General features: G+C 49.0%; 22 protein-coding genes, 5 tRNA genes and 1 pseudogene. 21 read left to right on the top strand and 7 right to left on the bottom strand.

The window, feature by feature from the left end; translation table 11 throughout:
- Positions 1-13: 13 nt before the first annotated feature.
- The gene (folD, locus tag C2M24_RS00695; protein ID WP_105199126.1) at positions 14-868 is read right to left on the bottom strand and encodes a bifunctional methylenetetrahydrofolate dehydrogenase/methenyltetrahydrofolate cyclohydrolase FolD; all 855 of its coding nucleotides are present in this window, start codon (positions 866-868) and stop codon (positions 14-16) included.
- Positions 869-1,231: 363 nt separating this feature from the next.
- Here folD and C2M24_RS00690 point away from each other — a divergent pair.
- The 12 genes from C2M24_RS00690 to C2M24_RS00635 all read left to right on the top strand — a co-directional run bounded on the left by C2M24_RS00690 (position 1,232) and on the right by C2M24_RS00635 (position 12,005).
- Positions 1,232-1,308: transfer RNA gene (locus C2M24_RS00690), tRNA-Pro, on the top strand.
- Positions 1,309-1,361: 53 nt separating this feature from the next.
- Positions 1,362-1,438, top strand: a tRNA-Arg gene (locus tag C2M24_RS00685).
- An 8-nt stretch (positions 1,439-1,446) separates the two neighbouring features.
- Positions 1,447-1,522, top strand: a tRNA-His gene (locus C2M24_RS00680).
- A 21-nt stretch (positions 1,523-1,543) separates the two neighbouring features.
- Positions 1,544-1,620: transfer RNA gene (locus tag C2M24_RS00675), tRNA-Pro, on the top strand.
- Positions 1,621-1,672: 52 nt separating this feature from the next.
- Positions 1,673-1,749, top strand: a tRNA-Pro gene (locus tag C2M24_RS00670).
- A 431-nt stretch (positions 1,750-2,180) separates the two neighbouring features.
- Positions 2,181-3,485: a trigger factor gene (gene tig, locus C2M24_RS00665; RefSeq protein WP_105199127.1), complete on the top strand. Its 1,305-nt coding sequence runs from the start codon at positions 2,181-2,183 to the stop codon at positions 3,483-3,485.
- A gap of 104 nt (positions 3,486-3,589) precedes the next feature.
- Positions 3,590-4,204 (top strand): ATP-dependent Clp endopeptidase proteolytic subunit ClpP, encoded by a 615-nt coding sequence (gene clpP, locus C2M24_RS00660; protein ID WP_105199128.1) that lies wholly within the window; start codon positions 3,590-3,592, stop codon positions 4,202-4,204.
- Between the two features lie 122 nt (positions 4,205-4,326).
- Positions 4,327-5,610 carry an ATP-dependent protease ATP-binding subunit ClpX gene (clpX, locus tag C2M24_RS00655; protein WP_105199129.1) on the top strand — a complete coding sequence of 428 codons (1,284 nt, stop codon included), beginning with the start codon at positions 4,327-4,329 and terminating at the stop codon, positions 5,608-5,610.
- Between the two features lie 156 nt (positions 5,611-5,766).
- Positions 5,767-8,127, top strand: a complete 2,361-nt coding sequence (gene lon / locus C2M24_RS00650) for an endopeptidase La (protein WP_105212963.1) — start codon at positions 5,767-5,769, stop codon at positions 8,125-8,127.
- Between the two features lie 224 nt (positions 8,128-8,351).
- Positions 8,352-8,624, top strand: a complete 273-nt coding sequence (hupB, locus tag C2M24_RS00645; RefSeq protein WP_105199131.1) for a nucleoid-associated protein HU-beta — start codon at positions 8,352-8,354, stop codon at positions 8,622-8,624.
- A 158-nt stretch (positions 8,625-8,782) separates the two neighbouring features.
- Positions 8,783-10,684, top strand: coding sequence for a SurA N-terminal domain-containing protein (locus tag C2M24_RS00640; RefSeq protein WP_105212962.1), 1,902 nt, complete (start codon positions 8,783-8,785; stop codon positions 10,682-10,684).
- A gap of 190 nt (positions 10,685-10,874) precedes the next feature.
- Positions 10,875-12,005 (top strand): hypothetical protein, encoded by a 1,131-nt coding sequence (locus C2M24_RS00635; protein WP_158683672.1) that lies wholly within the window; start codon positions 10,875-10,877, stop codon positions 12,003-12,005.
- A 17-nt stretch (positions 12,006-12,022) separates the two neighbouring features.
- Here the strand turns inward: C2M24_RS00635 and C2M24_RS00630 are convergent, their stop codons facing one another.
- Genes C2M24_RS00630 through pspF form a run of 6 tightly spaced genes read right to left on the bottom strand, consistent with a single transcriptional unit; the run spans position 12,023 to position 18,389 of the window.
- The gene (locus C2M24_RS00630) at positions 12,023-12,784 is read right to left on the bottom strand and encodes an ATP-binding cassette domain-containing protein (RefSeq protein WP_105199133.1); all 762 of its coding nucleotides are present in this window, start codon (positions 12,782-12,784) and stop codon (positions 12,023-12,025) included.
- Positions 12,784-13,779, bottom strand: a complete 996-nt coding sequence (locus C2M24_RS00625; RefSeq protein WP_105199134.1) for an oligopeptide/dipeptide ABC transporter ATP-binding protein — start codon at positions 13,777-13,779, stop codon at positions 12,784-12,786. The genes C2M24_RS00630 and C2M24_RS00625 overlap by 1 nt, the downstream gene beginning before the upstream one ends.
- On the bottom strand, positions 13,779-14,672 hold the full coding sequence (locus tag C2M24_RS00620) for an ABC transporter permease subunit (RefSeq protein WP_105199135.1): 894 nt from the start codon (positions 14,670-14,672) through the stop codon (positions 13,779-13,781). The genes C2M24_RS00625 and C2M24_RS00620 overlap by 1 nt, the downstream gene beginning before the upstream one ends.
- Positions 14,659-15,693: an ABC transporter permease gene (locus C2M24_RS00615; protein WP_105199136.1), complete on the bottom strand. Its 1,035-nt coding sequence runs from the start codon at positions 15,691-15,693 to the stop codon at positions 14,659-14,661. The genes C2M24_RS00620 and C2M24_RS00615 overlap by 14 nt, the downstream gene beginning before the upstream one ends.
- On the bottom strand, positions 15,690-17,294 hold the full coding sequence (locus tag C2M24_RS00610) for an ABC transporter substrate-binding protein (RefSeq protein ID WP_105212960.1): 1,605 nt from the start codon (positions 17,292-17,294) through the stop codon (positions 15,690-15,692). Before C2M24_RS00610 ends, C2M24_RS00615 begins: the two co-directional genes overlap by 4 nt.
- A gap of 3 nt (positions 17,295-17,297) precedes the next feature.
- Positions 17,298-18,389 (bottom strand): phage shock protein operon transcriptional activator, encoded by a 1,092-nt coding sequence (gene pspF, locus C2M24_RS00605; RefSeq protein ID WP_105212959.1) that lies wholly within the window; start codon positions 18,387-18,389, stop codon positions 17,298-17,300.
- A gap of 189 nt (positions 18,390-18,578) precedes the next feature.
- Here pspF and pspA point away from each other — a divergent pair, with 189 nt between their 5' ends.
- From pspA to apt, 9 genes and pseudogenes are all read left to right on the top strand, one after another.
- The gene (gene pspA, locus C2M24_RS00600; protein WP_105199139.1) at positions 18,579-19,250 is read left to right on the top strand and encodes a phage shock protein PspA; all 672 of its coding nucleotides are present in this window, start codon (positions 18,579-18,581) and stop codon (positions 19,248-19,250) included.
- 82 nt (positions 19,251-19,332) lie between these two features.
- Positions 19,333-19,566, top strand: a complete 234-nt coding sequence (gene pspB, locus C2M24_RS00595) for an envelope stress response membrane protein PspB (protein ID WP_105199140.1) — start codon at positions 19,333-19,335, stop codon at positions 19,564-19,566.
- The gene (pspC, locus tag C2M24_RS00590; protein ID WP_105212958.1) at positions 19,563-19,961 is read left to right on the top strand and encodes an envelope stress response membrane protein PspC; all 399 of its coding nucleotides are present in this window, start codon (positions 19,563-19,565) and stop codon (positions 19,959-19,961) included. The genes pspB and pspC overlap by 4 nt, the downstream gene beginning before the upstream one ends.
- A gap of 76 nt (positions 19,962-20,037) precedes the next feature.
- Positions 20,038-21,429, top strand: a complete 1,392-nt coding sequence (locus C2M24_RS00585; protein WP_105212957.1) for a YcjX family protein — start codon at positions 20,038-20,040, stop codon at positions 21,427-21,429.
- Complete coding sequence (locus tag C2M24_RS00580; protein ID WP_105212956.1) at positions 21,426-22,475, top strand: TIGR01620 family protein; 1,050 nt, start codon at positions 21,426-21,428, stop codon at positions 22,473-22,475. The genes C2M24_RS00585 and C2M24_RS00580 overlap by 4 nt, the downstream gene beginning before the upstream one ends.
- A gap of 108 nt (positions 22,476-22,583) precedes the next feature.
- Entirely contained in the window at positions 22,584-23,768 is a 1,185-nt protein-coding gene (gene megL, locus C2M24_RS00575; RefSeq protein WP_105212955.1) for a methionine gamma-lyase, read from the top strand.
- A 237-nt stretch (positions 23,769-24,005) separates the two neighbouring features.
- Entirely contained in the window at positions 24,006-24,803 is a 798-nt protein-coding gene (phhA, locus tag C2M24_RS00570; RefSeq protein ID WP_105199247.1) for a phenylalanine 4-monooxygenase, read from the top strand.
- Between the two features lie 10 nt (positions 24,804-24,813).
- Positions 24,814-25,157 (top strand): annotated as a pseudogene (locus tag C2M24_RS00565) (4a-hydroxytetrahydrobiopterin dehydratase).
- 207 nt (positions 25,158-25,364) lie between these two features.
- Positions 25,365-25,910 carry an adenine phosphoribosyltransferase gene (gene apt, locus C2M24_RS00560; RefSeq protein WP_105199146.1) on the top strand — a complete coding sequence of 182 codons (546 nt, stop codon included), beginning with the start codon at positions 25,365-25,367 and terminating at the stop codon, positions 25,908-25,910.
- The last annotated feature ends 2 nt before the right edge of the window (positions 25,911-25,912 follow it).

Here is a 25,912-nt window from a genome sequence, read left to right as displayed (position 1 = left end):
TTAGCGCATCACCTTAGCTGTGATAGTTTTCACAGGCTTCCAAGGTGTTTTCAATCAGGCTGGCAACCGTCATCGGGCCGACACCGCCTGGAACCGGAGTGATATAGCTGGCGCGTTGGCTGGCAACATCATAGGCCACATCGCCGACCAGGGTGCCGTCGTCTAAGCGGTTAATGCCCACATCGATCACCAAGGCACCTTCTTTGATCCATTCGCCAGGAATAAACTCCGGCTTACCTACGGCTACCACTACTACATCGGCGCGGCGAACATGGGCTTCTAAGTCTTGGGTGAACTTATGACATACGGTTGTAGTACAGCCCGCCAGTAGCAACTCAAGTGACATAGGACGACCAACAATGTTTGACGCGCCAACGACTACTGCGTGCATACCCTTGTAACGAACGCCGGTTGAGTCCAGCAGGGTAATAATACCTTTTGGTGTACAAGGACGTAGTGCCGGCATACGCTGGGCAAGGCGACCGATATTATAAGGGTGGAAGCCATCTACATCTTTATGTGGAGTAATACGCTCTAGTACTTTCTCGGCGTTCAGGCCCTCTGGAAGCGGCAATTGGACTAGGATGCCATCAACCTCAGGATCGGTATTTAGCTGATCAACTAAATCAAGAAGTTGTTGTTCGCTGGTATCGCCTGGCAGATCGTAAGACTTAGAAACAAAGCCTACTTCTTCACATGCCTTACGCTTAGAGCCTACATAAACCTGGCTTGCCGGATCTTGACCTACCAGTACAACCGCCAGGCCTGGTGCGCGCAGACCTTGCTCTTTACGTTCGGCAACACGCGCTGCCACTTGGGCGCGAACTTGCTTTGCAATTGCCTTACCATCAATGATGTTTGCCGTCATGAGTAACCTTCAATTGGGGTGAGTGTGCTCTTTAGGGGGCGCTAAAATAGTCACACATAATTAGAACGAAATACTTTTATTTGTCCCATGCGGTATAAAAAGGGGTTACCGCACCGGACTAGGCCAATATTTTCGCAGAAAAGCGCTGCATAGCCAAGCTGTGACCATAAGGAAAGCACTGTTTTGTGGGCTAAATTGATAAAATATCGAACAAAATCGTCAAAACTTAAACAAAGCGGGTTAAAAATAAGCAAACGCACTGTTGGGGCGAAAAAAATGTTTGACCTCGTCAGGTCAAATCACTATTATGCACCCCGTTGTCAACGAGGGGTCAGGTTTGATTCCTTAGGCAGCGGCAAGTATCGGCGATTAGCGCAGCTTGGTAGCGCACTTGGTTTGGGTCCAAGGGGTCGCAGGTTCAAATCCTGCATCGCCGACCACTTTCAAGATGAAAGTAATACTTGATAGCACACGAAGAAGTATTCGTTGCACCGCGCCCGTAGCTCAGTCGGATAGAGCAACGGCCTTCTAAGCCGTCGGTCGAAGGTTCGAATCCTTCCGGGTGCGCCATTATTGTGGCGGCTGTAGCTCAGTTGGTAGAGCCCTGGATTGTGATTCCGGTTGTCGCGAGTTCAAGTCTCGTCAGTCGCCCCATTTTTCTAAATATACGCATATCGGCGTTTAGCGCAGCTTGGTAGCGCACTTGGTTTGGGTCCAAGGGGTCGCAGGTTCAAATCCTGCAACGCCGACCACCTTTTCTTAAGGTGAAAGCGAAAAAATATTTAGAAAACACAATTTGAGTATCGGCGATTAGCGCAGCTTGGTAGCGCACTTGGTTTGGGTCCAAGGGGTCGCAGGTTCAAATCCTGCATCGCCGACCACTTTCTTATTAGAAAGAAAATTAACTGGGTCTAAACACCCAGCAGTCGCAGAAATAAACCTAGTCAGCGACCTTATTACCCCCTCATTAAAATAATTATTCTTTCTTTTTAGTTTTTCTCCTGCATAGAAACCATCAGCTTATACCTATCTGCTGTCGTTACGACGTGATCTGTATGCAAAATGCGCTAAGCTGGGCGCAAAAGCCGCAGTTCCGCTAATTTCTTGGCCTGCGCTCTCGACTCTTATAAATATTAGGTTATAATGCCGCGTCTATTGTTAAACATAAGTGCCCGTAGGGCAGTGCAGGCATAGGGATCGCCCCCGTCATCACCGCGGCAAAATTGCCATTTTGCGTGATTGGCCATGATAAACGATCGCCGTGTATGTAACTAAGGCGCAAAGCCGCCATATTTGAAGATTGAGGTAAATCATGCAAGTTTCTGTTGAGACGACTCAAGGCCTTGAGCGCCGTCTGACTATCACTGTTCCTTCAGCGAACGTTGAGACCGAAGTTAAAAAACGCTTACAACAACTGTCTAAAACTCAGCGTATCGACGGTTTCCGTCCGGGTAAAGTACCAGTTTCTATCATCCAAAAACGCTTTGGCGCCGCTGTACTTCAAGAAGTAGCTGGCGACCTAATGCAGCGCAACTACATCGATGCCATCATCGCTGAAAAAATCAACCCAGCCGGTGCACCTACTTTCGCTCCTAAAGCGTTAGAAGAAGGTAAAGACCTAGAGTTTGAAGCTACTTTTGAAGTTTACCCAGAAGTTGAGCTTAAAGGCCTAGAGAACATCGAAGTTGAGCAACCAGTTGTTGAAGTTAAAGACGAAGACTTAGCTAACATGCTAGAGACGCTACGTAAGCAACACGCTTCATGGACTGAGTCTGAAGAAGCTGCTGGCGACAATGCACGCGTTACTATCGACTTCGTTGGTACTATCGACGGTGAAGAGTTCGAAGGCGGTAAAGCTGAGAACTTCCCACTTGAGCTTGGCCAAGGTCGTATGATCCCTGGTTTCGAAGACAACATCGTTGGTAAGAAAGCCGGTGAAGAAGTTGTTGCCGATGTAACTTTCCCAGAAGAGTACCACGCTGAAAACCTAAAAGGTAAAGACGCGCAGTTCACTATCACTGTGAAGAAAGTAGAAGTACAAGAGCTTCCTGAACTTAACGAAGAGTTCGCAGCACTATTCGGTATCACCGAAGGTGGCGTTGACGCTCTTAAAGAAGAAGTGAAGAAGAACATGAGCCGTGAGCTTAGCCAAGCTGTTAAAGCTAAGGTAAAAGAGCAGGCTATCGAAGGTCTTCTAGCACAAAACGAAATCGAAGTGCCTAAAGCGCTTATCGCACAAGAAATCGACGCACTTCGTCAGCAAGCTGCACAGCGTTTTGGCGGCAACGCACAAAACATGCCTGAGCTTCCAGCTGAGCTTTTCCAAGAGCAAGCTATCAAGCGCGTTAAAACTGGTCTACTTCTAGGTGAAGTGATCAAGTCTGGCGAAATCAAGCCTGACGACGCTAAAGTTGAAGAGCTAATCAACACTATGGCTTCTGCTTACGAAGATCCAAGTGAAGTAGTTGAGTACTACAAAGCTAATGAGCAACTAATGCAGCAAATGCGCAACGTTGCCATGGAAGAGCAAGCGATTGACGCAATCGTTGAGAAAGCTAAAGTAACTGACGTAGAAACTGCGTTCGACGACATCATGAACCCGCAGGCGGCTCAATAAGTCGTTGACTTAAGTTACAAGCAACGTTTAAATGGCTCGTATGCTTTGCTCGCAAAGCACCGAGCCATTTTAGTTTGTGTCGCTCATTAAGGAATCAAGTAATAATGAACAATGGTATGACAGATCCGATTAACGCATTAGTTCCCATGGTGGTAGAGCAAACCGCTAAGGGTGAACGCTCTTATGACATCTACTCGCGCCTTCTTAAAGAGCGAATCATCTTTTTAACGGGTCCGGTTGAAGACCATATGGCCAATCTGATTGTGGCCCAGTTGCTATTCTTAGAATCAGAAAACCCAGAAAAAGACATTCACCTGTATATCAACTCTCCAGGTGGCTCAGTTACTGCGGGCATGTCTATCTACGACACCATGAATTTTATCAAGCCTGACGTTAGCACCTTGTGTGTAGGTCAAGCAGCCAGCATGGGCGCATTTTTACTTTCAGGTGGTGCCAAGGGTAAACGCCATTGTCTGCCTAACTCACGCGTGATGATCCACCAACCGCTGGGTGGCTTCCAAGGTCAGGCGTCTGATTTTGAAATTCACGCTAAAGAAATCCTGTCTATCAAAGATAAGCTAAATAGATTGATGGCAGAGCACACGGGTCAGCCTTTGGATGTAATCGCCAATGATACCGACCGTGATAACTTTATGAATGCCGATGCAGCGGTTGCATACGGTTTGGTTGACTCTGTTTTCGACCGACGCGCCAAGTAATCTAATTGCCGCGCTTATAACCAATTGGCGGCGCAATGCGCCGCAAAGTTTGGTATATTTGTTTAAGAAGTCCATTTGCTACAATGTAATAAAGCTCGTAGCGTAAAGAATGAGGTAGCTGAATGTCCGATAAACCAACAGACGGCGAAAAGACAAGTAAACTGCTGTACTGCTCGTTTTGTGGTAAATCTCAGCACGAAGTACGTAAGTTGATCGCAGGCCCATCCGTTTATATTTGTGATGAGTGTGTTGACCTGTGTAACGACATCATCAGGGAAGAAATTAAGGATATCGCACCTAAGGCGAGCGCATCCGACAAGTTGCCGGTTCCTAAAGAGATCCGCTCTCACCTCGATGATTATGTAATTGGCCAAGAACACGCCAAGAAAGTACTGTCGGTTGCTGTGTATAACCACTATAAGCGTCTGCGCAACGCTGGTAACAGTGACGGTGTTGAGCTAGGCAAGAGTAATATCCTGCTTATCGGTCCTACCGGTAGTGGTAAAACCCTGCTAGCCGAGACCATGGCGCGCCTATTGGATGTGCCTTTCACCATGGCCGATGCCACCACCTTAACCGAAGCCGGTTATGTGGGTGAGGATGTTGAAAACATCATCCAGAAACTATTGCAAAAATGCGATTACGACGTTGAAAAAGCACAGCGTGGTATCGTTTATATCGATGAAATCGATAAGATTTCTCGTAAGTCTGATAACCCGTCTATCACCCGTGATGTATCTGGTGAGGGTGTACAGCAGGCCTTATTGAAACTGATTGAAGGCACGGTAGCCTCGGTACCACCGCAAGGTGGCCGTAAGCATCCGCAGCAGGAATTCTTGCAGGTTGATACTTCTAAGATCCTATTTATCTGTGGTGGTGCTTTTGCCGGTCTTGATAAGGTTATCGAGCAACGCAGCGCTAAGAATACCGGAATTGGTTTTGGCGCCGATGTGAAATCGAGCAGCGCCGAGCGCAGTCTGAGCGAATCATTTAAAGATGTCGAGCCGGAAGATCTGGTTAAATATGGTCTGATTCCTGAGTTTATCGGTCGTCTGCCTGTGGTTGCGACATTAACCGAGCTCGATGAAGATGCCCTTATCCAAATCTTGAATGAGCCGAAAAACGCACTGACTAAACAGTTTGCATCGCTTTTTGCGATGGAAAATGTTGAGCTCGAGTTCCGTGAAGACGCACTTAAAGCCATTGCTCACAAAGCGATGGAGCGTAAAACCGGTGCCCGTGGTCTGCGTTCAATCGTAGAAGGCGTATTGCTTGATACCATGTACGAATTGCCGTCGATGGAAGATGTCAGCAAGGTGGTGATCGACGAAACCGTGATCAAGGGTGAATCAGACCCCATACTTATCTACGAGAACAATAATCAGGATAAGGCTGCTTCTGAATAATACCCTTTCATTTCAATGAAGTGGTGTAAAAAATAAGCAATTCTAAATAAAAAGGAGCCTCAGGCTCCTTTTTTTATAAATTTGTTGAACTTTGCCCAGCCAATCCCCATATACTTGGGTAATCATTAAATTTTAAGAAGTCCGAAGAGAGTTAGCATGACGCTTGAAAGAACGGATCGCGTAGAGATTCCTGTACTGGCTTTAAGGGACGTGGTGGTGTATCCCCACATGGTGATCCCGCTATTCGTCGGTCGTGAAAAATCCATTCGTTGCCTTGAAGCAGCGATGGAGAATGACAAACAAATTTTCCTGGTGGCGCAAAAAGACGCCTCGGTGGACGATCCAACCAGTGATGAAATTTATACCGTAGGTACGGTTGCCAGCGTATTACAGCTATTAAAGCTGCCTGACGGCACGGTTAAGGTGCTGGTTGAAGGCACGCAGCGTGCGCGTATCGAAAAATACACCCAAGAAGACGATTTTTTTGTTGCCGAGGTTGAATATATTCCCTCCAGCGATATTGATGAGCGTGAGCATGAAATCTTTATTCGCAGTGCGATAAGCCAGTTTGAAGGCTATGTAAAACTGAATAAAAAGATCCCGCCTGAGGTATTGACCTCGGTATCTGGTATCGAAGAGCCGGCGCGCTTGGCCGATACTATGGCCGCGCATATGCCGATTAAGGTGCCGGAAAAGCAAAAGGTGCTGGAGATCAGTGATGTCACCGAGCGCTTGGAATACCTGATGGCCATGATGGAAGGCGAAATCGATCTGCTGCAGGTCGAGAAGAAGATCCGCGCCCGAGTGAAAAAGCAGATGGAAAAATCGCAGCGTGAGTATTATCTCAACGAGCAGATGAAGGCCATCCAAAAAGAACTTGGCGAGCTTGACGATGTGCCGGACGAGTTCGAAGGGCTGCAAAAGAAAATTGCCGAGTCGGGCATGCCGGCCGAGGCCGAAGAAAAAGCCATGGCCGAGCTCAAAAAGCTGAAAATGATGTCGCCTATGTCGGCAGAAGCCACGGTTGTGCGCTCCTACATAGAAACCATCACCAATGTACCGTGGAAGAAAAAATCCAAGGTGAAAAAAGATCTGGCCGGGGCGCAGAAAATCCTTGATGCCGACCACTACGGTTTAGAAAAGGTCAAAGACCGCATCATTGAATACCTAGCGGTGCAGCAGCGTACCAATAAGCTTAAAGGGCCTATTTTGTGTTTGGTTGGTCCTCCGGGGGTGGGTAAAACCTCACTGGGGCAGAGTATTGCGCGTGCCACCGGTCGTAAATATGTGCGTATGGCCTTAGGTGGGGTCCGTGATGAAGCGGAGATCCGTGGTCACCGTCGTACCTACATAGGTTCTATGCCGGGTAAGCTTATCCAGAATATGACCAAGGTGGGCGTACGCAACCCGCTGTTCTTGCTTGATGAAATCGATAAGATGTCATCGGATATGCGTGGCGACCCGTCGTCGGCATTGCTTGAGGTATTAGATCCGGAGCAAAACAGCACCTTCGCCGATCATTACCTTGAAGTGGATTACGACCTGTCGGATGTGATGTTCGTGGCGACCTCGAACAGCTTTAATATTCCTGGCCCCTTGTTGGACCGTATGGAAGTGATCCGCCTGTCCGGTTACACCGAAGACGAGAAGCTCAATATCGCCAAGCAGCACCTTATTCCTAAACAGATCAAGCGTAACGGCTTAAAGGAAAACGAGCTGACCATAGACGACAGCGCCATTATCGGTATTGTTCGTTATTACACGCGTGAAGCGGGTGTGCGTGGCCTTGAGCGTGAAATCTCTAAGCTGTGCCGTAAAGCGGTGAAAAACATCCTGCTTGATAAGAGCCTGAAGCATATCACCATAGACGAGAGCAACCTTGAGGAATACCTTGGGGTGCAGCGCCACGACTATGGTAAGGCCGAAGGTGATGACCGCATTGGTCAGGTAACAGGTTTGGCTTGGACCGAAGTGGGCGGTGATTTGCTGACCATAGAATCATCGGCGGTACCGGGCAAGGGCAAGCTAAGCTATACCGGCTCTTTGGGCGATGTGATGAAAGAGTCGATTCAAGCGGCCATGACGGTAGTGCGCGACCGCGCTGAGAAGCTGCGCATTAACGCGGATTTCCATGAAAAGCGTGATATTCATGTGCACGTGCCGGAAGGGGCAACGCCAAAAGACGGCCCAAGTGCAGGTATCGCCATGGTCACCGCCTTGGTTTCCAGTCTGACCGGTAACCCGGTGCGCTCGGATGTTGCCATGACAGGGGAAATTACCCTGCGTGGTGAAGTCCTGCCTATCGGTGGCCTAAAAGAGAAACTCTTGGCGGCACACCGAGGTGGTATTAAGACGGTGATCATTCCGCAAAAGAATGAGCGCGACTTAAAAGAGATCCCCGAAAATGTGCGCGAAGGCCTGTCTATTCACCCTGTGCAGTGGATTGACCAGGTGTTGGAGATAGCTTTAGCCCAGCCAATTGCGCGTTTTAGCGCTGATTGCGCAAAAAGTGAGTGAAAATAGTAAAAAAATCTCTCAAAGGGCTTTTCAAATCACTAAGGTGTGATAAGTTAGGCACTGGATTTGAGCCTAGGCCTTATGTGGCCTAGGTTTCAAGACGATTAAGGCGTTTGGAAAGGATGCGTTCTTTTCTAAATTAAATAGCACAGAGATGCTCTCCAGCTGAACATTTTTCACAAGCTGAGTCGCTCTGGATAATAACAATGTAAGGGGATGATATTGTGAATAAGTCTCAATTAATCGATCAAATCGCAGCTGATGCTGATATCTCTAAAGCGGCTGCCGGTCGTGCGTTGGATTCATTCATTGAGTCAGTATCAAATGCACTTAAAGATGGCGATTCAGTTGCTCTAGTTGGTTTCGGTACTTTTTCTGTACGTGAGCGTGCTGCTCGCACCGGCCGTAACCCACAAACTGGCGAAGAAATTCAAATTGCTGCTGCAACCATTCCTTCGTTCAAAGCAGGCAAAGCGCTTAAAGACGCAGTTAATTAATTTGCGAAGCTTGAATTGCTAGCAAACGGAAAACGATTGTTAGCTTCAAGTGAAAAAGCGTATCTGCTAAGATACGCTTTTTTTATATCCTTCACTTTATTGCGAGGCAAAAACCAAGCACAGTGGAGGGGGTACTAAATAAATAGAGATAAAGATAAATGCTAGAAAAAATCAGAGAAGGCTCGCAAGGCTTGGCGGCCAAAATCATTCTAGGGCTAGTGATTTTATCTTTTGCTTTGGCAGGGATCGGGGGCTACTTAGGTCAGACTACCGAGCAATCCGTCGCTGAGGTGAACGGGGTAAAAATCACGCAGCGCGACTTTGCCAGAGCATTCGACAACGAACGCGCTCGTCAAGAGCAGCAATTCGGTGAATACTTTGCGCAACTAGCCAATGACCCAAGCTTTATGGCACAACTTCGCCAGTCTGTTATCGATCGCTTAATCCAACAAGAACTACAATCGCAATTAGCGGCAGAAATGGGTTTACGCATCAGCGACGCAGAAGTACGTAAAGCAATTATAGACATGCCTGCCTTCCAGTTTGGCGGCAAGTTCAGCAACGACCGTTACCTTCAGGTAATGCGTCAAATGGGTTACCAGGCCGATGACTTCCGCGAGTTTCTTCGTAAAGAAATGACCCGCTCACAACTGGTAAGCGCCTTGGCTGGTACCGACTTCACGCTTAGTAACGAACTAAGCCAAGCGGTTGGTCTGCAGCAGCAAGAACGTGCCATCGATTACTTAGTGCTTGATAATGCCAAGTACAAAGAAACGGTGACCGTGAGCGATGAAGAAATTCAAAACTACTATGACTTGAACCAGGCGCAGTTCTTAGCTCCTGAGCAGGTTAAAGTGGCTTACGTTGAGCTTAACGCCGACAATCTTGAATTAGCAGCGCCTATCAGCGCCGAGCAAATTGCTGAGTATTATCAGCAGAATATTGCTATGTACAGCGAGCCAGAAAAGCGCCGTGTTGCTCATATCCTAATTGAGAACAGCGAAGACGACGCTGCGGCCGAGCAAAAAGCCGAAGAGCTGCTTGCACAACTACAACAGGGTGCCGACTTTGCCGAGCTTGCTGAAACTCAGTCAGATGACATAGTGAGTGCCGAGCTAGGTGGTGATCTTGATTGGATTGAGCGCGACATGCTTGACCCTGACTTCGAAAACGCTGCATTTGCCCTAACCGAGGTGGGTCAGCTTTCAGAGGTAGTTCAATCTGAGTTTGGTTATCACATCATTAAACTAACCGACTTACAGCCGGGTGAAAGCAAGGCCTTAGCCGATGTTGAGCCTGAGATCCGCAGCGAGCTTGAGAAAGTAGAAAAAGCCGACATTTATTACGAGAAGCAAACCGAGCTTGCAGAGCTGGCGTTTGAAGTATCGGATAGCCTGGAAGATGCGGCAACTGCCATTGGCGCTACTGTGCAAACCACAGACTTGCTAGCGCGTGCGCAACTGCCTGCACCGCTAAATCAGCCTAATGTTGCTTCAGTTATCTTCTCGCCAGAGCTGCTTGAAGACCGTGTTAATTCTGAAGTGTTAGAGCTGGGCAGTGAGCATGTTGTGGTAGTGCGTGTTGTTGAGCACAAGCCGGCGGCTACCAAAGAATTGGCCCAGGTAAGTGAGCAAATTAAAAATATCCTGGTAGCAGAAAAAGCCTCAGCGCTTGCCAAAGAGCAGGCCGAGACTCTATTCGCTGAGCTACAAGCGGGCACAGCAATCGCTACCTTAGCAGAGCAAGCTGGTGTGGAGCTACAAAGTGAAGATAAGCTAACGCGCCGTACCTTTAGCGTACCGCCAGCATTGACTCAGCAGGTGTTCAAACTGGCGCACCCAGATACGGCTCCTGTGGTTGATTTGGTTGAGCTTAATAACGGCAACGTAGCCTTGGTAGCGCTTAAGTCGGTAAACACGCCGAGCGAAACCGAGGTGAACGAGCAGATCAAGCAAAGCCTGACCATGCAGTTGGCTAACAAAAACTACCAGACCTTCGTAGAAGCGCTGGAAGCGCAAGCGGAAGTACTGCGTAAGCCAATGGCACCGCAAGGCGAGTAATAATCGCAAAGTATAAAAGAAAGGCCGCATTAGCGGCCTTTTTTATTGCTGTATTCTGTTTATATTTCATACAAAACTGATATGCTAAATAAAATAATATTCTATAAATAGAATTCACAGCCTTGGCCAAGTTTAGGAAAACGAACGTCAAGACTTTATCTAACCAACTAATAAGAATAACGAGAATTTCATGTATAGATTTATACTCTTGGCGATCACTAGCCTGCAACTTGGAAACACAGTGCTAGCGACGGAAACAGGTATGCCACCGGCAACTCATAATGTGTTTTACCATGCACAAAAGGGTGATAGCTTTGAAGTTGAGCGCTGGTTACGTGAAGGTGGTGACCCGTCTTATGTCTATAACGACAAGTATAAATCCTATACCCCATTGCATGCGGCATTGGCATGGGCGCAAAGCAGCTGGGATGACGTCAAGGGCGACTCGGTATATCAAGATCCGGTGGATGTCGTACGGGTGCTGTTAAAATACGATGCAGATATGGATTATCTGGCTTCAAGGACCTTGCGTTATACCCCCAAGGATGAAATTTTATTCTCCCCCTTATTTCGTGCCGTTTATAACGATCAGGTCGAGTCAGCGCGTCTGCTGGTTAAGGCGGGTGCAAAGCTGTCATATCCACAGGATAAGTTCAGTGTGACCAGTCGAGTGAGCACGCGCACGATGAGAACCATAGACATGACTCAGGCGCTGTCCTACGTTAAATCGGCGGAAATGGCCTGGATGTTTGAACAAGAGGGTAAGTATACGCTGATGGATTTGGCGCATTTCTTCGTAGAATACCCGAAAGAAGGAAATAAAGCGGACTACTATAATCTGGCAAAGGTGTTTATTGAGCGGGTGCAACGGCATGAAAAAAATATTGCCGCCTTGTCAGAGCCTGAGCAAAGGGCGGTATTGAAACTTGCCGCTATGATACCCGAACTTAAGGCCAACCTGATCCGTGGTCCGCAGCAGCAGGGCTGCGAAATGGCGCAGAGCGTGATTGCGGGATATGAAGAATATAATTTAGCCGGCGTTATCGGTATGGGGGCTAGCCCAGAGTGTTACATGTACTTTAAAAAATTAGGCCTGACGCTGCCGAGTGATTTGGCTGAAAGCAAGGCTAACGATTTGCATTTTGCCGTGTATTACAACAACTATGCATTGGCGAAGTGGTTGAGTGAGCGCTCCCCCGAGTTTTTAGCTCAAAAAGATAAGCTTGGCCGAACTCCAGTTTACCTTGTTAAGGATCATGCCATGCTTGATATGTTGGTTGAGAAGGGTGCTGTGGTGCCAAAACAACAGACAACGCCCTAAAGGCTTTTTTACTGGCGCTAGCAGGTCAGCAGGCGTTGACAGGTTTTCGATTGCGGATTGGCGAATATCTCCTGGGTGTTACCATACTCGACGATTTCGCCATGATCCAGCACCATCACCTGGTCGCTCATATGCTTTACCAGACTTAGGTGGTGGGTGATCAGCACATAACTTAATCCCGTCTCGCGCTGCAGCTCCAGCAATAGATTCACCGTTTGCGCTCGTACCGAAGGGTCTAAGGAAGAGAGAGCTTCATCAAGTACCAAGACCTTAGGGTCAAGGATCAGTGCTCTTGCCAGTGCCACCCGTTGTAGCTGACCACCGGAAAACATATGCGGATAATAATGACGGTGCTCGACCAGCAGGCCAACCTTAGACAAGGTTTGTTTGATTTTTTCCAGACGCTCGGCAGCGCTTAAATCCGTGTTAAAGCGCAGACAATCGTCCAGGGTTTCCTCTATGGTCAGTGCCGGATTTAGCGAGGTGGTCGGGTCTTGAAATATCAGGCGGATGGCACTGCTATCGCCTAAATGTTTGGGACCATCCTTAATTAACTCACTTTCGAGAATAATTTGCCCGCTACTGAATTCATCGGCGCCGGCCAATACCTTGGCCAGGGTACTTTTACCGGCTCCGGTTTCACCTATTACTGCCAGGGTTTCGCCCAGACCAATGCAAAAGGAGATATCCTTGAGCAGGGCCACCTTTTTACGGTTAAGCAAACCGGCTCGGACATTGATCAGCTTATTCAGTGCTTGCACTTTTAGGAGTGGTTGCATCAGTCTTGCTCCTGCTTATGCAGTGGAAAATGGCAGGCATAACTGTGGCCCTGCTCTTTTTCCAGCTTGGGCGTTACCACACAGGCTTTTTGTGCGTTGGGACAACGAGGACCCAGACGACAACCTATGGGAAGGTGCTGCAAGGTAGGTATGGTGCCTTTTAGGGCATACAGCGGCTGTTTATGGCCCAGTGCAATATCGTAGTCGGGCAGGCTTTGTAACAGCGCCTTGGTATAGGGGTGGCGCGGATGGGCAAATACTTGCTCGGTCGGCCCTGCTTCTACCATCTGGCCGCAATAAAGTACGTTTATGCCATGAGTCCAATCGGTGAGCTCTTCTAGTTCATGGGAGATCATCAAGATGGACATGTTTTTCAGCTGGTTTAAGCTTTTTAACAGTCTGAATACCTGAGCCCGCGTGGTGCTATCGAGTGCCGTGGTCGGCTCATCGGCAATAAGTAAGCGCGGTGATCGGGCGATGGCCATGGCGATCATCACCTTTTGACATATGCCTTCGGAGAGCTCATGGGGGTAGCTTGACAGTACCTTGGAGTGCTCCTTGATCCCCACCTTATGTAAAAGGGCGCGCACCCGTTTTTTCTTTGCGCGGCGACGTTGGAAAATATTGCCGCTGTAATCCGCTTCGGGAATACTTTCTTCGAGCTGATCGCTGATTTTTGCCGTCGGGTCGAGGCAGCGACTCGGCTCCTGATAGATCATTGCCAGGTCTTGGCTTACCAGCTTACGGCGCTTTTCATCGGACAGCCGCATTAGATCCACGCCGCGCCAATGCATACGGTCTGCACGCACTTCCCAGCGTTGGTTTAAGGCACCTACCAGGGCTTTGGCGATTAGGCTTTTCCCCGAGCCGGACTCACCAATAAGGGCATGCACTTCACCTTCTTTAAGGCTGAAGTTCACACCGTCGACCACACGAATAATGGAGTTCGAGGTCTTTAGTTCTATGGTGAGGTTGCGAATATCAAGTAACTGCATCAGTCCGCCCGTCGCTCTTTAAGCACATTGCGCAGGCCATCACCAACCAGGTTGGTGGACAGCACGGCCAAGAATAACAAGATCCCCGGTAGGGCTACGGTCCAAGGCGCCAGATAAATTAAGCCGAGGTTTTCCGCCAAAATTGCGCCCCATTCCGCGGTTGGGGGTTGGGCGCCGAGTTTTAGAAAACCTAGGGCGGCAATATCTAAAATAGCCAGCGACAAGGCCATGGTGAAGATAACCACTATGTGCTCGTAAATATTGGGGAAAATACCGCGCACCAAAATTTGCCAACGGTTGGCACCGTCCAAACGAAAGGCACTGATATAGTCCTTGCTCAGCTCTTCCACCACCAGATTTCGAACCGAGTGAATAAACTGTGGCAGCAATGCAAAAATAATGGCCCAGACCGTATTCATCAAACCCGGACCGAGAATGGCGATAATAATAATAGCCAGCAGCAGCGAAGGAATGGACAAGGTGATATCAAGCAGGTGATTTAAAAAACTGGCTCGCAGTCCGCGGCTGATCCCCGCAACCGTGCCCACCAGCACGCCGACCAGGGTGGCCATCAGCGCCGCCACTATGGATAAGCCAAAGGTGTAGGTAGCACCGTTCATCAATCGGGAAAGTACATCGCGACCCAAGTCATCGGTGCCGAGAATAAAGCGTACATCGCCGTCTTCGTGCCAGGAGGGCGGGATCAGCAGCGCATCGGCGTGCTGCTCATTGATACCATAAGGCGCTAATAAGGGGGCAGTGGCGGCTAACACAGTCAGCGCCAAGAACAACCATAGGCCGACCAGGGAAACGTGATTGGCCCTAAACCTACGCCACAGTCTTGAAAGCGGCGAGATATTGGATTGCTCGGTAAATAATTTAAAGTTTGCCATGCGCTTGATTCCGTGAGATCGGGTCGAGCAGGGTGTAGAGTAACTCGGTGAAAATAGTCGCAAAAATAATAAACACCGAAATGGCTAACAGGCCACCCTGAATAGCGGGGAAGTCACGCTGATAAATGCTGTCGATAAGCCAACGGCCTATGCCCGGCCAGGAGAAAATTACTTCGGTGATCATCGCCAAGGTGATCAAGGCGCTAAACTGCAAACCGATTTGTTTAATTACCGGCAGCAAGGCATTGCGCAAGGCATGGTGCATGATCAACTGGCGGCGGCTAAGACCTTTGGCGCGAGCGGTTTTAATGTAATTTTGCTCCAGCACATTAAGCATGGAATCGCGGGTAAAACGCACCAATACCGTGGTTGGGTAGGTGGCCAGCACCAAGGTTGGCAGCGCCAGGTGATGCAGAGCATCGGCAAAGGCCTGACCGCCATAGGGAAAACCGGCGATCATTACATCGAGAAGTATAAAGTGAGTGCTGGCGGGTATTTCGTACAACAAGCTGATGCGCCCAGACATGGGGAACAGACCTAGTTGCAGGCAAAACATCATGATCAACAAAAGCGCTAACCAAAATATAGGCACCGAATAACCCACTAGGGTGATGCCGCTGATCAGTTTATCGGGCCAACGCCCCTGCGACAGCGCCGCGAGAATACCGGCGGGCACGCCAACGATAACAGATACCAATAACGCATACACGGCAAGCTCAAAGGTGGCCGGTGCCAGGGTGAGCACATGGCTAAAAACCGAATCCCCCGAGGCAAAAGACAAGCCCCAGTCTCCCTGTAAAATACGCCCGACAAAGGCCAGGTACTGGCTGATATAGCCCTCATCGAGGTGATACTTGGCGCGTAGCTCGGCACTTTGTGAAAAGCCCGCGGTTTCTATGCCACTGAAATTGGTCAGTGGCTCGCCGGGAAACAAATAGCCCAGGGAAAAGGTGAACAGGCTCAAGGTAAAGAGCATAAATAGCAGCAAGGAAAAGCGGCGAATGGCAAACTCTAATATCATGGCATTTTACTCGCGTGGGCCAGGGAAATACCGCCAAAGGGGCTCAGGGTAATGCCTTGAATATTCGCATCATTAGCCTGTGAGCGTTTACCGTGGGCCAGAGGCAGCAACGGCAGCTGCTCGGCGATCATTTGCTGCGCCTTAACATAAAATGCCTTGCGCTGGGCTTGATCTGTGGTGGCCAGGGCCTGGGTGAGTAAAAAGTCGAATTCCGGGTTACACCAGTTGGCCGGGTTTTTACCGCTGAAGGTGGCGGCACAACTGAGTAAGGGGCTAAAGAAGTTATCCGGATCCGGGGTGTCGGCAGCCCAGCCTAATAGCACGCTGTCGTGGCGATGCTCATCAACACGCTGCAAAAAGGTGTTCCATTCGTATTCGACGATACGCACCTTAATACCCACCTCGCGCAGGTCGCTTTGCATCAGCTCCGCCATTTTGCGGGCGTTAGGGTTGTAGATTCGACTTACCGGCATGGCCCAAATACTCATATCAAAGCCATTTTCATAACCGGCTTCGGTCAGCAGCTCCCGGGCCTTGTCCGGATTGTATTCGGGCAGGTTGTTTTGTTCCTGATAGGCCCAGCTGATGGGCGGCAACATAGAAGTGGCTTTAACACCCTGGCCGTAATACACCGCCTGCATGATTTTATCGACATTAATGGCGTGGGCAAGGGCGCGGCGCACATCGGGGTCGTTAAAGGGCACGCGCTCAGTGTTAAAGGCCCAATAGCCGATGTTTAAATTATCCTGTTGCTGCAAGTCTATGTCGCTGCGCTCGCGTAATACATCGAGCTGAGTGGCGCTGGGGTGCGGAGTAACGTCGCATTCCTTGGTCAACAGCTTAACGATGCGCGTGGTACCGTTGGGGGTGATATCGAACACCAGCTGGTCGAGGTTCACCTGATGCTCCCAGTAATCCGGGTGGCTGTAATAGCGAATAAAGCGGTCCCGTTGAAACTCGCGATAAACAAAGGGACCTGTGCCCACCGGATACTGATCAAACAGCTCCATACGCTCGCTTTCCATCAGCTTCATGGCATATTCCCGCGAGGTGATGGCGGCAAAGTCGGTGGCCAGGTTGGCTAAAAAGCTGCTCTCGGCGTTAAAAAGCTCAAAGGTCACCTGATATTCTGAATCTTTGCGAATATTGCGGATCAATTGATCTAAGCCAACACTTTGAAAATATGGGTAATTGGCTTCACCGACAAAGTGATAGGGGTTATAAACATCGAATAAACGATTGAAGGAGAAAACCACATCATCGGCGTTAAGCAGGCGTGTTGGCGTAAAATAGGCGGTGGTGTGAAACTGCACATCTTCACGCAGTTTAAAGGTGATTTCTGTGCCATCTTTGTTGATTTGCCAACTGGTGGCGAGCTCGGGAATAAACTCACCGGTGACCGGGTCGATACGCAGCAAGCGGTTGTACAGTTGTTTGGAAATGAGGTCTATGGTGGAGCCGGAGGTGGTCACCTGGGGGTTAAATGACACCGGGTTGGCTTCGGCGCAGTACACCATGCCTTCTATGGGCGCATAGCGGGCATCTTCATTTTGGCACCCGGCGAGAACCACCGCCACAGTGCCTAACAACCATTTATACACGGGCTAAGCCTCTTGTTTTTGCTGCGAATCAAGCAAATTGTATTTCTTTAAATATCCTCTCAGTTGATGATACGTTAATCCGAGCATTTGTGCAGTTTTCTTTTGATTAAATTGACTAAATTTAAGCGCTTGGCGCAACAGTTCGGTTTCGTATTCGGCGGATAGCTGCTTTAGATCGCAAGGGAAGCTAAAGCCAGGCAGGGTCGGGCTGCTCGGCGCGGTTGCCGCGGCTGGAACATCAGAACTTGGTGTTTGCTCGTGAGCGCTTGATAAGGGCATAGCAGCTTTACGGTTACTCGAGGTTTGCGGTCGAAATGGACTGGCAAAAGGGTCGAGATGTATGCTGTGTACCGCCAGGTCTTCACTGCCGTGGCGATAAAGACTGCGCTCGATAACATTTTTCAATTCGCGCACATTACCGGGCCAGTGATATTCCAACAGAGCTTGTTTGGCGCGGGTGGTAAAGCCGCTGAAAAGCTCCCAGCCTAGGTTGCGGGCCATGTTGATGGCGAAGTGCTCTGCCAAGAGCAGTATATCTTCCTGGCGCTCACGTAGTGGCGGCAAGGTGATCACATCAAAGGCCAGGCGATCGAGCAGGTCATGGCGAAAGTGCCCGCTCTCGGCCAGGCTGGGCAAGTCTTCATTGGTGGCACATATTAGCCGGGTGTCGACCTTGATAGGCGCGCGGCCACCGACTCGTTCAAACTCACCATATTCAATAACGCGCAGTAGTTTTTCCTGCACCGCTGCGGGGGTATTGGCGAGTTCATCGAGGAACAGGGTACCACCATTGGCGCGCTCGAAACGGCCTTCATGGCGTTTGCTGGCGCCGGTAAAGGCACCGCTTTCATGGCCGAAAAGCTCGCTTTCAAGCAGGTTTTCATTTAAAGCCGCGCAGTTCAGGCTGACATAGTTTTGATCCCAACGGCGCGAGAGGTAGTGCAAACGGGCGGCGATCAGCTCTTTACCTGTACCGCGTTCACCAATAACCAGTACGGGCTTATCCAGCGGCGCCAGTTGTGAAACCTGGTCGAGTACGGATAAAAAGCTGTCTGATTGGCCGAGTAGATTGTCATTTTTACTAAACTGACTCATTTACACTAACTCTTAGTAATATTTGCTAAAGCTTAGTGTATTTCATTATTTGACGATTAGAAAGAGGTTTGTTAAAAGTGGTATAACTAAATGAAAAATATGGCTTTATTAAGTTATTTTAAAGTTGGCAAGCTACTTGATACCACCTAGAGTAGTCAACGAAGACTTCTACATTTGAGGTATAAGATTATGGGAATTTTCTCACGTTTTGCAGATATCGTTAATTCGAATATCAATGCCATTTTAGACAAGGCTGAAGATCCTGAAAAGATGGTACGCCTGATTATTCAGGAAATGGAAGACACCTTGGTTGAGGTGCGTTCTACTTCGGCAAAAACACTGGCGGAAAAGAAAGACCTTAGCCGTCGTTTAGAAACACTGAACAAACAGGTTGAGCAGTGGCAGGAAAAAGCCGAGCTGGCGCTGTCGAAAGACCGTGAAGACCTGGCTCGTGCTGCGCTTATCGAAAAGAACAAGGCGGCGGAAGCCCAAGTGGCTTTAGAGCGCGAGATGGAGCACGTTGAAGAGCACATCAATAAGCTACAGCAAGAGATCAGCACCTTGCAGGAAAAGCTAAGCGATGCCAAGGCCCGTCAAAAAGCCATTATTTTACGTCAGCGCTCGGTGCAATCGCGCCTTGATGTGAAGAAAACCCTTGATGGTAACAAGGTGCAGGATGCCCTTGATAAGTTTGAGCGTTACGAAACTAAAATCGACGGTTTAGAAGCCCAGGTTGAGTCCTACGAGCTAGGTCAAAAGTCACTATCCGACGAGATTGAACAGTTGGAAAAAGACGAGAAGATCGACGACGAATTGTCGGCGCTTAAAGCGAAAATGGGTAAAAGTGATAAAGCAGAATAACAATGATTAGTGGGCGAGCTCGACAAGTTTCACGGCTACGCCCACACTTATAATACGCCGAAGCAACAGGCAGGAGAGGAAGATGTTTGATTTAGAGTTATTAATGCCCCCCATAGTTATATTTATGATATTCGTGGCGCCGCTGTGGCTTATTCTGCACTACCGCAGTAAAAAGCAAGTAAGCCAGGGTTTGAGCGAACACGAGCATCGTCAATTGAATGAGCTGGCGCATAAGGCCGAAAAAATGGCCGAGCGTATTCATACGCTGGAAACCTTGCTCGATCAGGAATCTCCGCAGTGGAGGAATAAGGTATGAGCACTAAACGCGAACTCTATCGCGACCCCAAACGCGGTAAATTAGCCGGGGTGTGTGCGGGGCTCAGCGACTACTTTAATATCGAGCTGTGGCTGGTACGCATTATTTTTGTGACCGCCGTACTGCTTTCCGGTGGCTCACTGCCTGTCGTCGCCTATATTGCCGCCTGGTTTATTCTTGACACCAAACCTGCCGAGGATACCAAAGGTGAAGCCCAGAAAGCGGCACATGTGGGCGAAGTAAAAGCCAAGGTGTGGCAAAAGGGTGAGCCGCCGCGCAGGGCACTGAAAGATTTAAAAGAGTTTATGACGGACTTGGATACACGTATTCAACGTATGGAAACCCATGTGACCTCGCCAACCTTTACGGTGAGCCGAGAAATAAACAAACTCTAATAATCCCATCCTGCCCAATGGATAAGCTGACCCCGTCGGCTTATCCTTTTATTGTTATAAGGATAAAGGAGCTAATTTGTCCTACTCTCGCCTTGATACACTAAAAGATAAAGCTAAGAAAACACTGCAGCGCACCCTTGATGGTCATATCACACTCGCTGTGACCGGCCTGTCAGGCAGCGGAAAAACTGCGTTTATTACCGCCTTGGTGCATCATTTAAGCGAGCAGGCCAATGATAAAAACCTGCCGTTTTTTCGCGTTATGCGTGAAGGACGCCATATAGCGACCGCCCAGGTGCCACAAAAAGCGCTGAATATTCCAACCTTTGGCTATCGTCATGCGATTGAAAGCATTACTCAGGAGCCACCGCAATGGCCACAATCCACCAAGCGCATTAATACATTGCGCCTGGCCATGCGCTATCGTCCCGAACGCGGGCTGCGGGCGCAACTTGGCGACACCGCAACCCTGACCATAGATTTAATCGATTACCCCGGCGAATGGTTAATGGACTTACCCATGTTGAACATGGATTACGCCACCTGGAGTGAACGTCAGCTCACCATGCTCAATTCCAGAGTACGTCGCGTCCATAGCGAGGCTTTTTTAGCGCAACTGGCTGACTTTGATAGTCAGGCTCAGGTGGACGAGGGGCAGCTTAAGGCGCTCAGCAATGAATACAAGCAGACGCTTACGGCCATAAAGGCCCATGCCCATGCCGCCAATTTGCAGCCCGGGCGCATGCTTATTCCAGGTGAACTGGAAGGGGCGCCGCTGTTGGCTTTTTTCCCATGCCCAACGCCGGATGTACAGGGCGAAAACACCCAGTACAAGCAGTTGGAAGCGCGCTTTGAGGCCTATAAAAATCAGGTGGTTAAGCCGTTTTATAAGGACTATTTCTGCCGTTTTGACCGCCAGGTGGTGCTGGTGGATTTACTTCAGGCATTAAAACTCGGTCCGGACATTTTTGCCGAGCAGGCCGAAGCCATTACCGAGCTACTGGCGTTTTTCGAATACGGTAAAAGCAACCTGTTGCGACGCTTGTTCCGCCCCAATATAGATAAGCTGTTGTTTGTGGCCAATAAGGCGGATCAGGTGGGGGTTAATTACCATCAGGATTTAGCCTTGCTGCTTCATGACTTAGTAAAGGCCAAGGCCAACGAGCTTGCCTTTGCCGGAGTTGAAGTGGACACCATGGCCATGGCCGGGGTGTGTGCCACCCAAAGCAAGATGGTGAGCGAGCAAGGGCGTGATCTGCACTGTATTTACGGTAAACCCTTGAATGAAGGAAACTGGCTCACCTATTTACCACCGCAACCGCCGAGGCATCGTCTAAGCGAAGGCCAGTGGCCAAAGCAAGGTTTTGATTATATTGATTTTGCGCCGCTGCCTGGCAATGACGGCAAGTTGCGTCATATGCGCCTCGACCATGCCTTAGAATTTTTATTGGGAGATAAGCTGCGATGAGCGACGAAGTAAAGTTGAGCGCCGGACGCCGCATACAAGAGCAAGGCCCTAAGCAGGTCGCAGAAGAACTAAAAGGTGCACAGATAGTGGCGCGCACCGAGCAGGCACCAATCAGCGATGAAGAAGCTGTGTTTGGTGATGAGTCTGAGCTTGAACAAAGTATTGAAATGACAATCAAGGGCCGCAAGGGCTCCTTGTTAAAACGCTTATTCGTATTTTTACTGCTGAGTTTAATCCTGGTGGAGACCGGGCTAAGCATTATGGCCAGCTTTGCCACCGCATGGTGGTTAGGTGCCTTATACAGCGCCGTGATCGCCTTGGCTGTACTATTAATGGGGCGCTTGTTATGGCGTGAACTGGTGAATTTAAAGCGTTTAAAAGTCAACCAACATCATCAGCAGCAGGCCGAGCGTTTGCTCGAGAGCGAGCAAATAGGGCAGGCTTTGCCCTGGTTACAAAGTGTGAATCAAATTCAAACCCACCCAGAATTTGAAACTTTTAAGGCCCGCATTGGCGATCATTTAAGCGACCGCGAGGTGATGATTTTATATCGCGATACCTTGTTGGTCAGTCAGGACCAACAAGCCAAGAAGTTGATCAATCGTTATGCGGTGGAGTCTGCTGTGCTGGTGTCGGTCAGCCCTTTAGCCGTGGTCGATATGCTGGCGGTGCTGTGGCGCGGTTTAAAGCTTGTGGATACCTTGGCTAATAACTATGGCCTGGCGCTCGGTTATATGAGCCGGGTGCGCTTATACCGCAGTTTGCTTAAGCAGATGCTGTTTGTCGGTTCCACCGAAATGCTCGCAGATTTGGCCGCCACTGCCTTTGGCGGCAAGTTGTTGAGCGTGTTGTCGACTCGGGCGGCGCAGGGCCTCAGTGCCGGCGTGCTCACCGCACGTATCGGCTATAAAACCATGGAGCTCTGTCGTCCCTTACCGCGGCTTGAAGCCAAACCTTCGCTGCTTAGGGCCACGGTGAAAAGTTTGGCCAGTCGTCTGGCTCGCGCCGATAAGCAAAATAATGAAGAGCAAAAAAACGTCAACTAAGGTTGACGCTTTTTTGGCCCTAAAATGGTGTTAGCTGGCCGTCCAAGCGGCTAGCGTGCTTGTTTTTCAAACAATTATGCCCCTATTTTAAAAGAAAAAAGGTGCATTATGAGCAAACACACATACACAGACCAAACCCTTTGCATCCACAGCGAGCAAGGTCGACAGGATCCTCACAGGGCGCTGGCCGCGCCCTTATACCAAACCTCTACTTTTGTTTTCGACAATACAGCGCAAGGGGCCGCACGCTTTGCCGGTGAAGAAGCGGGTTATATTTATTCGCGCCTGGGCAACCCCACGGTACGCGAGCTTGAAGAGCGACTGGCGGCACTGGAACAATGTGAAGATGCAGCGGCCTGCGCCACGGGTATGGGCGCGGTATCGGCGGCGGTCATGAGCTTTTTAAGCGCCGGCGATCACCTGATCGCCTCCAGCACAGTGTATGGCTGCACCTATGCCTTATTCAGTCATCTGCTCACTCGCTATGGTGTAGAAGTGACCTTTGTCGATTTCAGTGATCTGGACGCCATTAAGGCGGCGCGCCGACCGAACACTAAAATGGTATTTCTGGAAACCCCGGCTAACCCGAATATGAGGGTGTATGATCTTGAGCAGATCTGTGCTTTTGCCAAAATGCATCAGTTGATAAGCGTTGTTGATAACACCTTCTTGACCCCGTTGTTGCAAAAACCGGCCACCTTGGGTGCGGATTTAGTAGTACACAGCGCCACAAAATACCTAAATGGTCATGGCGATGTAGTGGCAGGCCTGGTATGTGGCAGCGCCGAGCATATAGAAACCATAAAATTTACCGTGCTTAAGGACATAGGCGCGACCATGAGCCCGTTCGACGCCTGGTTGATCATGCGTGGTTTAAAAACTCTGTCGGTACGCATGCAGGCGCATTGCCAAGGGGCACATAAGGTGGCCGAGTATTTGGCCGCTCACGAAAAAATTGAAAAGGTGTATTACCCAGGTCTGGCAGGGGACCCCGGCCATGCTTTTATCGGCACGCAGATGAAAGACGCAGGCGGGGTGATTGCATTTGAGCTTAAAGCCTCGTTAGAAAAGACGGAGACCTTTATAAATTCGCTTGAGCTTTGCACCTTGGCCGTGAGTTTAGGTGACACCGAAACCCTGATACAGCATCCGGCCTCGATGACACACTCCACCTATGAGCCTGAGCAGCGCCGCGCCGCCGGGATAAGCGATGGCCTGGTACGCATTTCCATTGGTCTTGAAGATGTTAATGAAATTATTGCGGATTTAGAAATGGGCTTGGCGTCCATTTAAAATCGCTTGTATCAAAAACGTTACACGTATTTATTGTTCACCCCTTTAAAATAAAGGGGTGTTTATTTTTCGAAACTCAGGTGTATTTTTATCTTTACGTATTTGCGGGTTTGCCCAAAACCCATATCGACTCCATCTATTACAAATTTTCGTACTTTTACTTAGTATCTGGTTAACACAGATTAGCTGCCAATGGCGTATTTAGGTGCGCGGTTGGTCGAAGATGCAAAGGTTATTATGGCTAAGTCAAGCAAGTATGTTTCCAAGACACCCGATGAAAACGGCGTGATCCACTGGAGCGATGAAGAAAACCAAATTTGGGCAGAACTGGTTGAGCGTCAACTGGCCTGTATCGAAGGCAAGGCGTGTGATGAGTACCTGGAAGGTTTAAAGAAAATTAACCTGCCACATGATCGTATTCCGCAGTTGCATGAGCTGAACGAAGTACTAGAGCGTGAAACCGGCTGGCAGGTTGCCCCTGTACCAGCGCTTATCGACTTTGATGAGTTTTTCCGCCTGTTGGCCAACAAGCAATTCCCGGTAGCGACCTTTATTCGTACCCGTGAAGAGTTCGACTATCTGCAAGAGCCGGATATTTTCCACGAGATCTTTGGTCACTGCGCCATGCTGACCAACCCGGATTTTGCCGAGTTTACTCATAAATACGGCCAGCTAGGCTATGCGGCGGATAAAAAAGACCGCGTATATCTTGCGCGTCTATACTGGTTTACCGTTGAGTTTGGTCTAATGCAAACCGAAAAAGGTCTGCGTATTTACGGTGGCGGTATCTTATCGAGCCCGGGTGAGACTCAGTATGTTTACGGTGATGAGCCGGAAATTAACCCAATGAATGTACAGGATGTGCTGCGCACGCCTTACAGAATCGATATTATGCAACCTGTTTACTACACCATTAACTCTATCCATGATTTATTTGATATTTCTCAAATGGATTTAATGGCGTTAGTAGCTAAAGCAAAAGAATTAGGCTTGTTTGAGCCAAAATTTCCCCCTAAAGAAAAATTAGCAAGTTAAGGAATTAGTAATGTCTGAATTAAGCGCACAAAAATGTGAAGCGTGTCGTGCGGATGCGCCTAAGGTGTCAGATGATGAATTGGCAGTATTAATCAGAGATATCCCTGAGTGGGTGCCTGAAGTACGTGATGGCATTATGCAGCTTGAGCGTGTATTTAAGTTCAAAAACTTCAAGCAAGCACTAGAGTTCACTAATCTAGTAGGCGCCATGGCTGAAGAAGAAGGTCACCACCCAGGTCTTCTGACCGAGTGGGGCAAGGTAACCATCACTTGGTGGTCACACTCTATTAAAGGTTTGCACAAGAATGATTTCATCTGTGCGGCAAAACAGACGCGGTTTTTGCTGCTCTGTAATTAAATACTTCCGTGTTTGAGCCACCTCGCTACTTGTTAGCTAGGTGGCTTTTTTGTTTTTCACATTGTGTTAAAGCAACTAAAAAGGGGCTCGCCGGCACATTATCCCCCCGTGTATTGACCCCCTGTGATAGCGCCCAAGCATGTATCTTCAAATCGTTTGGGTATATAATGCAGCGCTAAACAAAACAAAACATGAAATGAGTTATGAGCGCTGCTGATCTTGATTACATCAAGCAATCCATTGCCACGGTTGCCGATTATCCTAAACCGGGCATTATGTTCCGTGACGTTACCAGCCTGTTAGCCGACCCCAAGGCATTACAACTGACCATAGATCACATGGTGAATAAGTATAAAGACCTGGGCTTTACCAAGATCATTGGTACCGAATCTCGTGGCTTTATCTTTGCCGCACCTTTGGCTTATGTGTTAGGTGTGCCTTTTATTCCGGTGCGTAAGCCGGGCAAATTACCTCGTGCGGTCATTGCACAAAGCTACCAGTTAGAATATGGTGAAGATACCCTGGAGCTGCACCAAGACGCCATAGTGGCCGGTGATAAGGTATTGTTAGTTGATGATTTATTAGCAACTGGCGGCACCATTGAAGCCACCGCTAAACTCGTTGCCAAGCTTGGCGGCGAAGCAACACATGCTGCGTTTGTTGTCTCCTTACCTGATTTAGGTGGTGAGCAACGCGTGCGCCAACAGGGAATTGACGTATTTAAACTAGTCGAATTCGAAGGCGATTAAGC

Origin of the sequence: Pseudoalteromonas sp. T1lg22, from assembly GCF_002964645.1 — a bacterium.
Lineage (GTDB): Bacteria > Pseudomonadota > Gammaproteobacteria > Enterobacterales > Alteromonadaceae > Pseudoalteromonas.
Note: the sequence above shows the minus strand (reverse complement) of the source record. Positions and strands in the feature narration are given on the sequence as shown.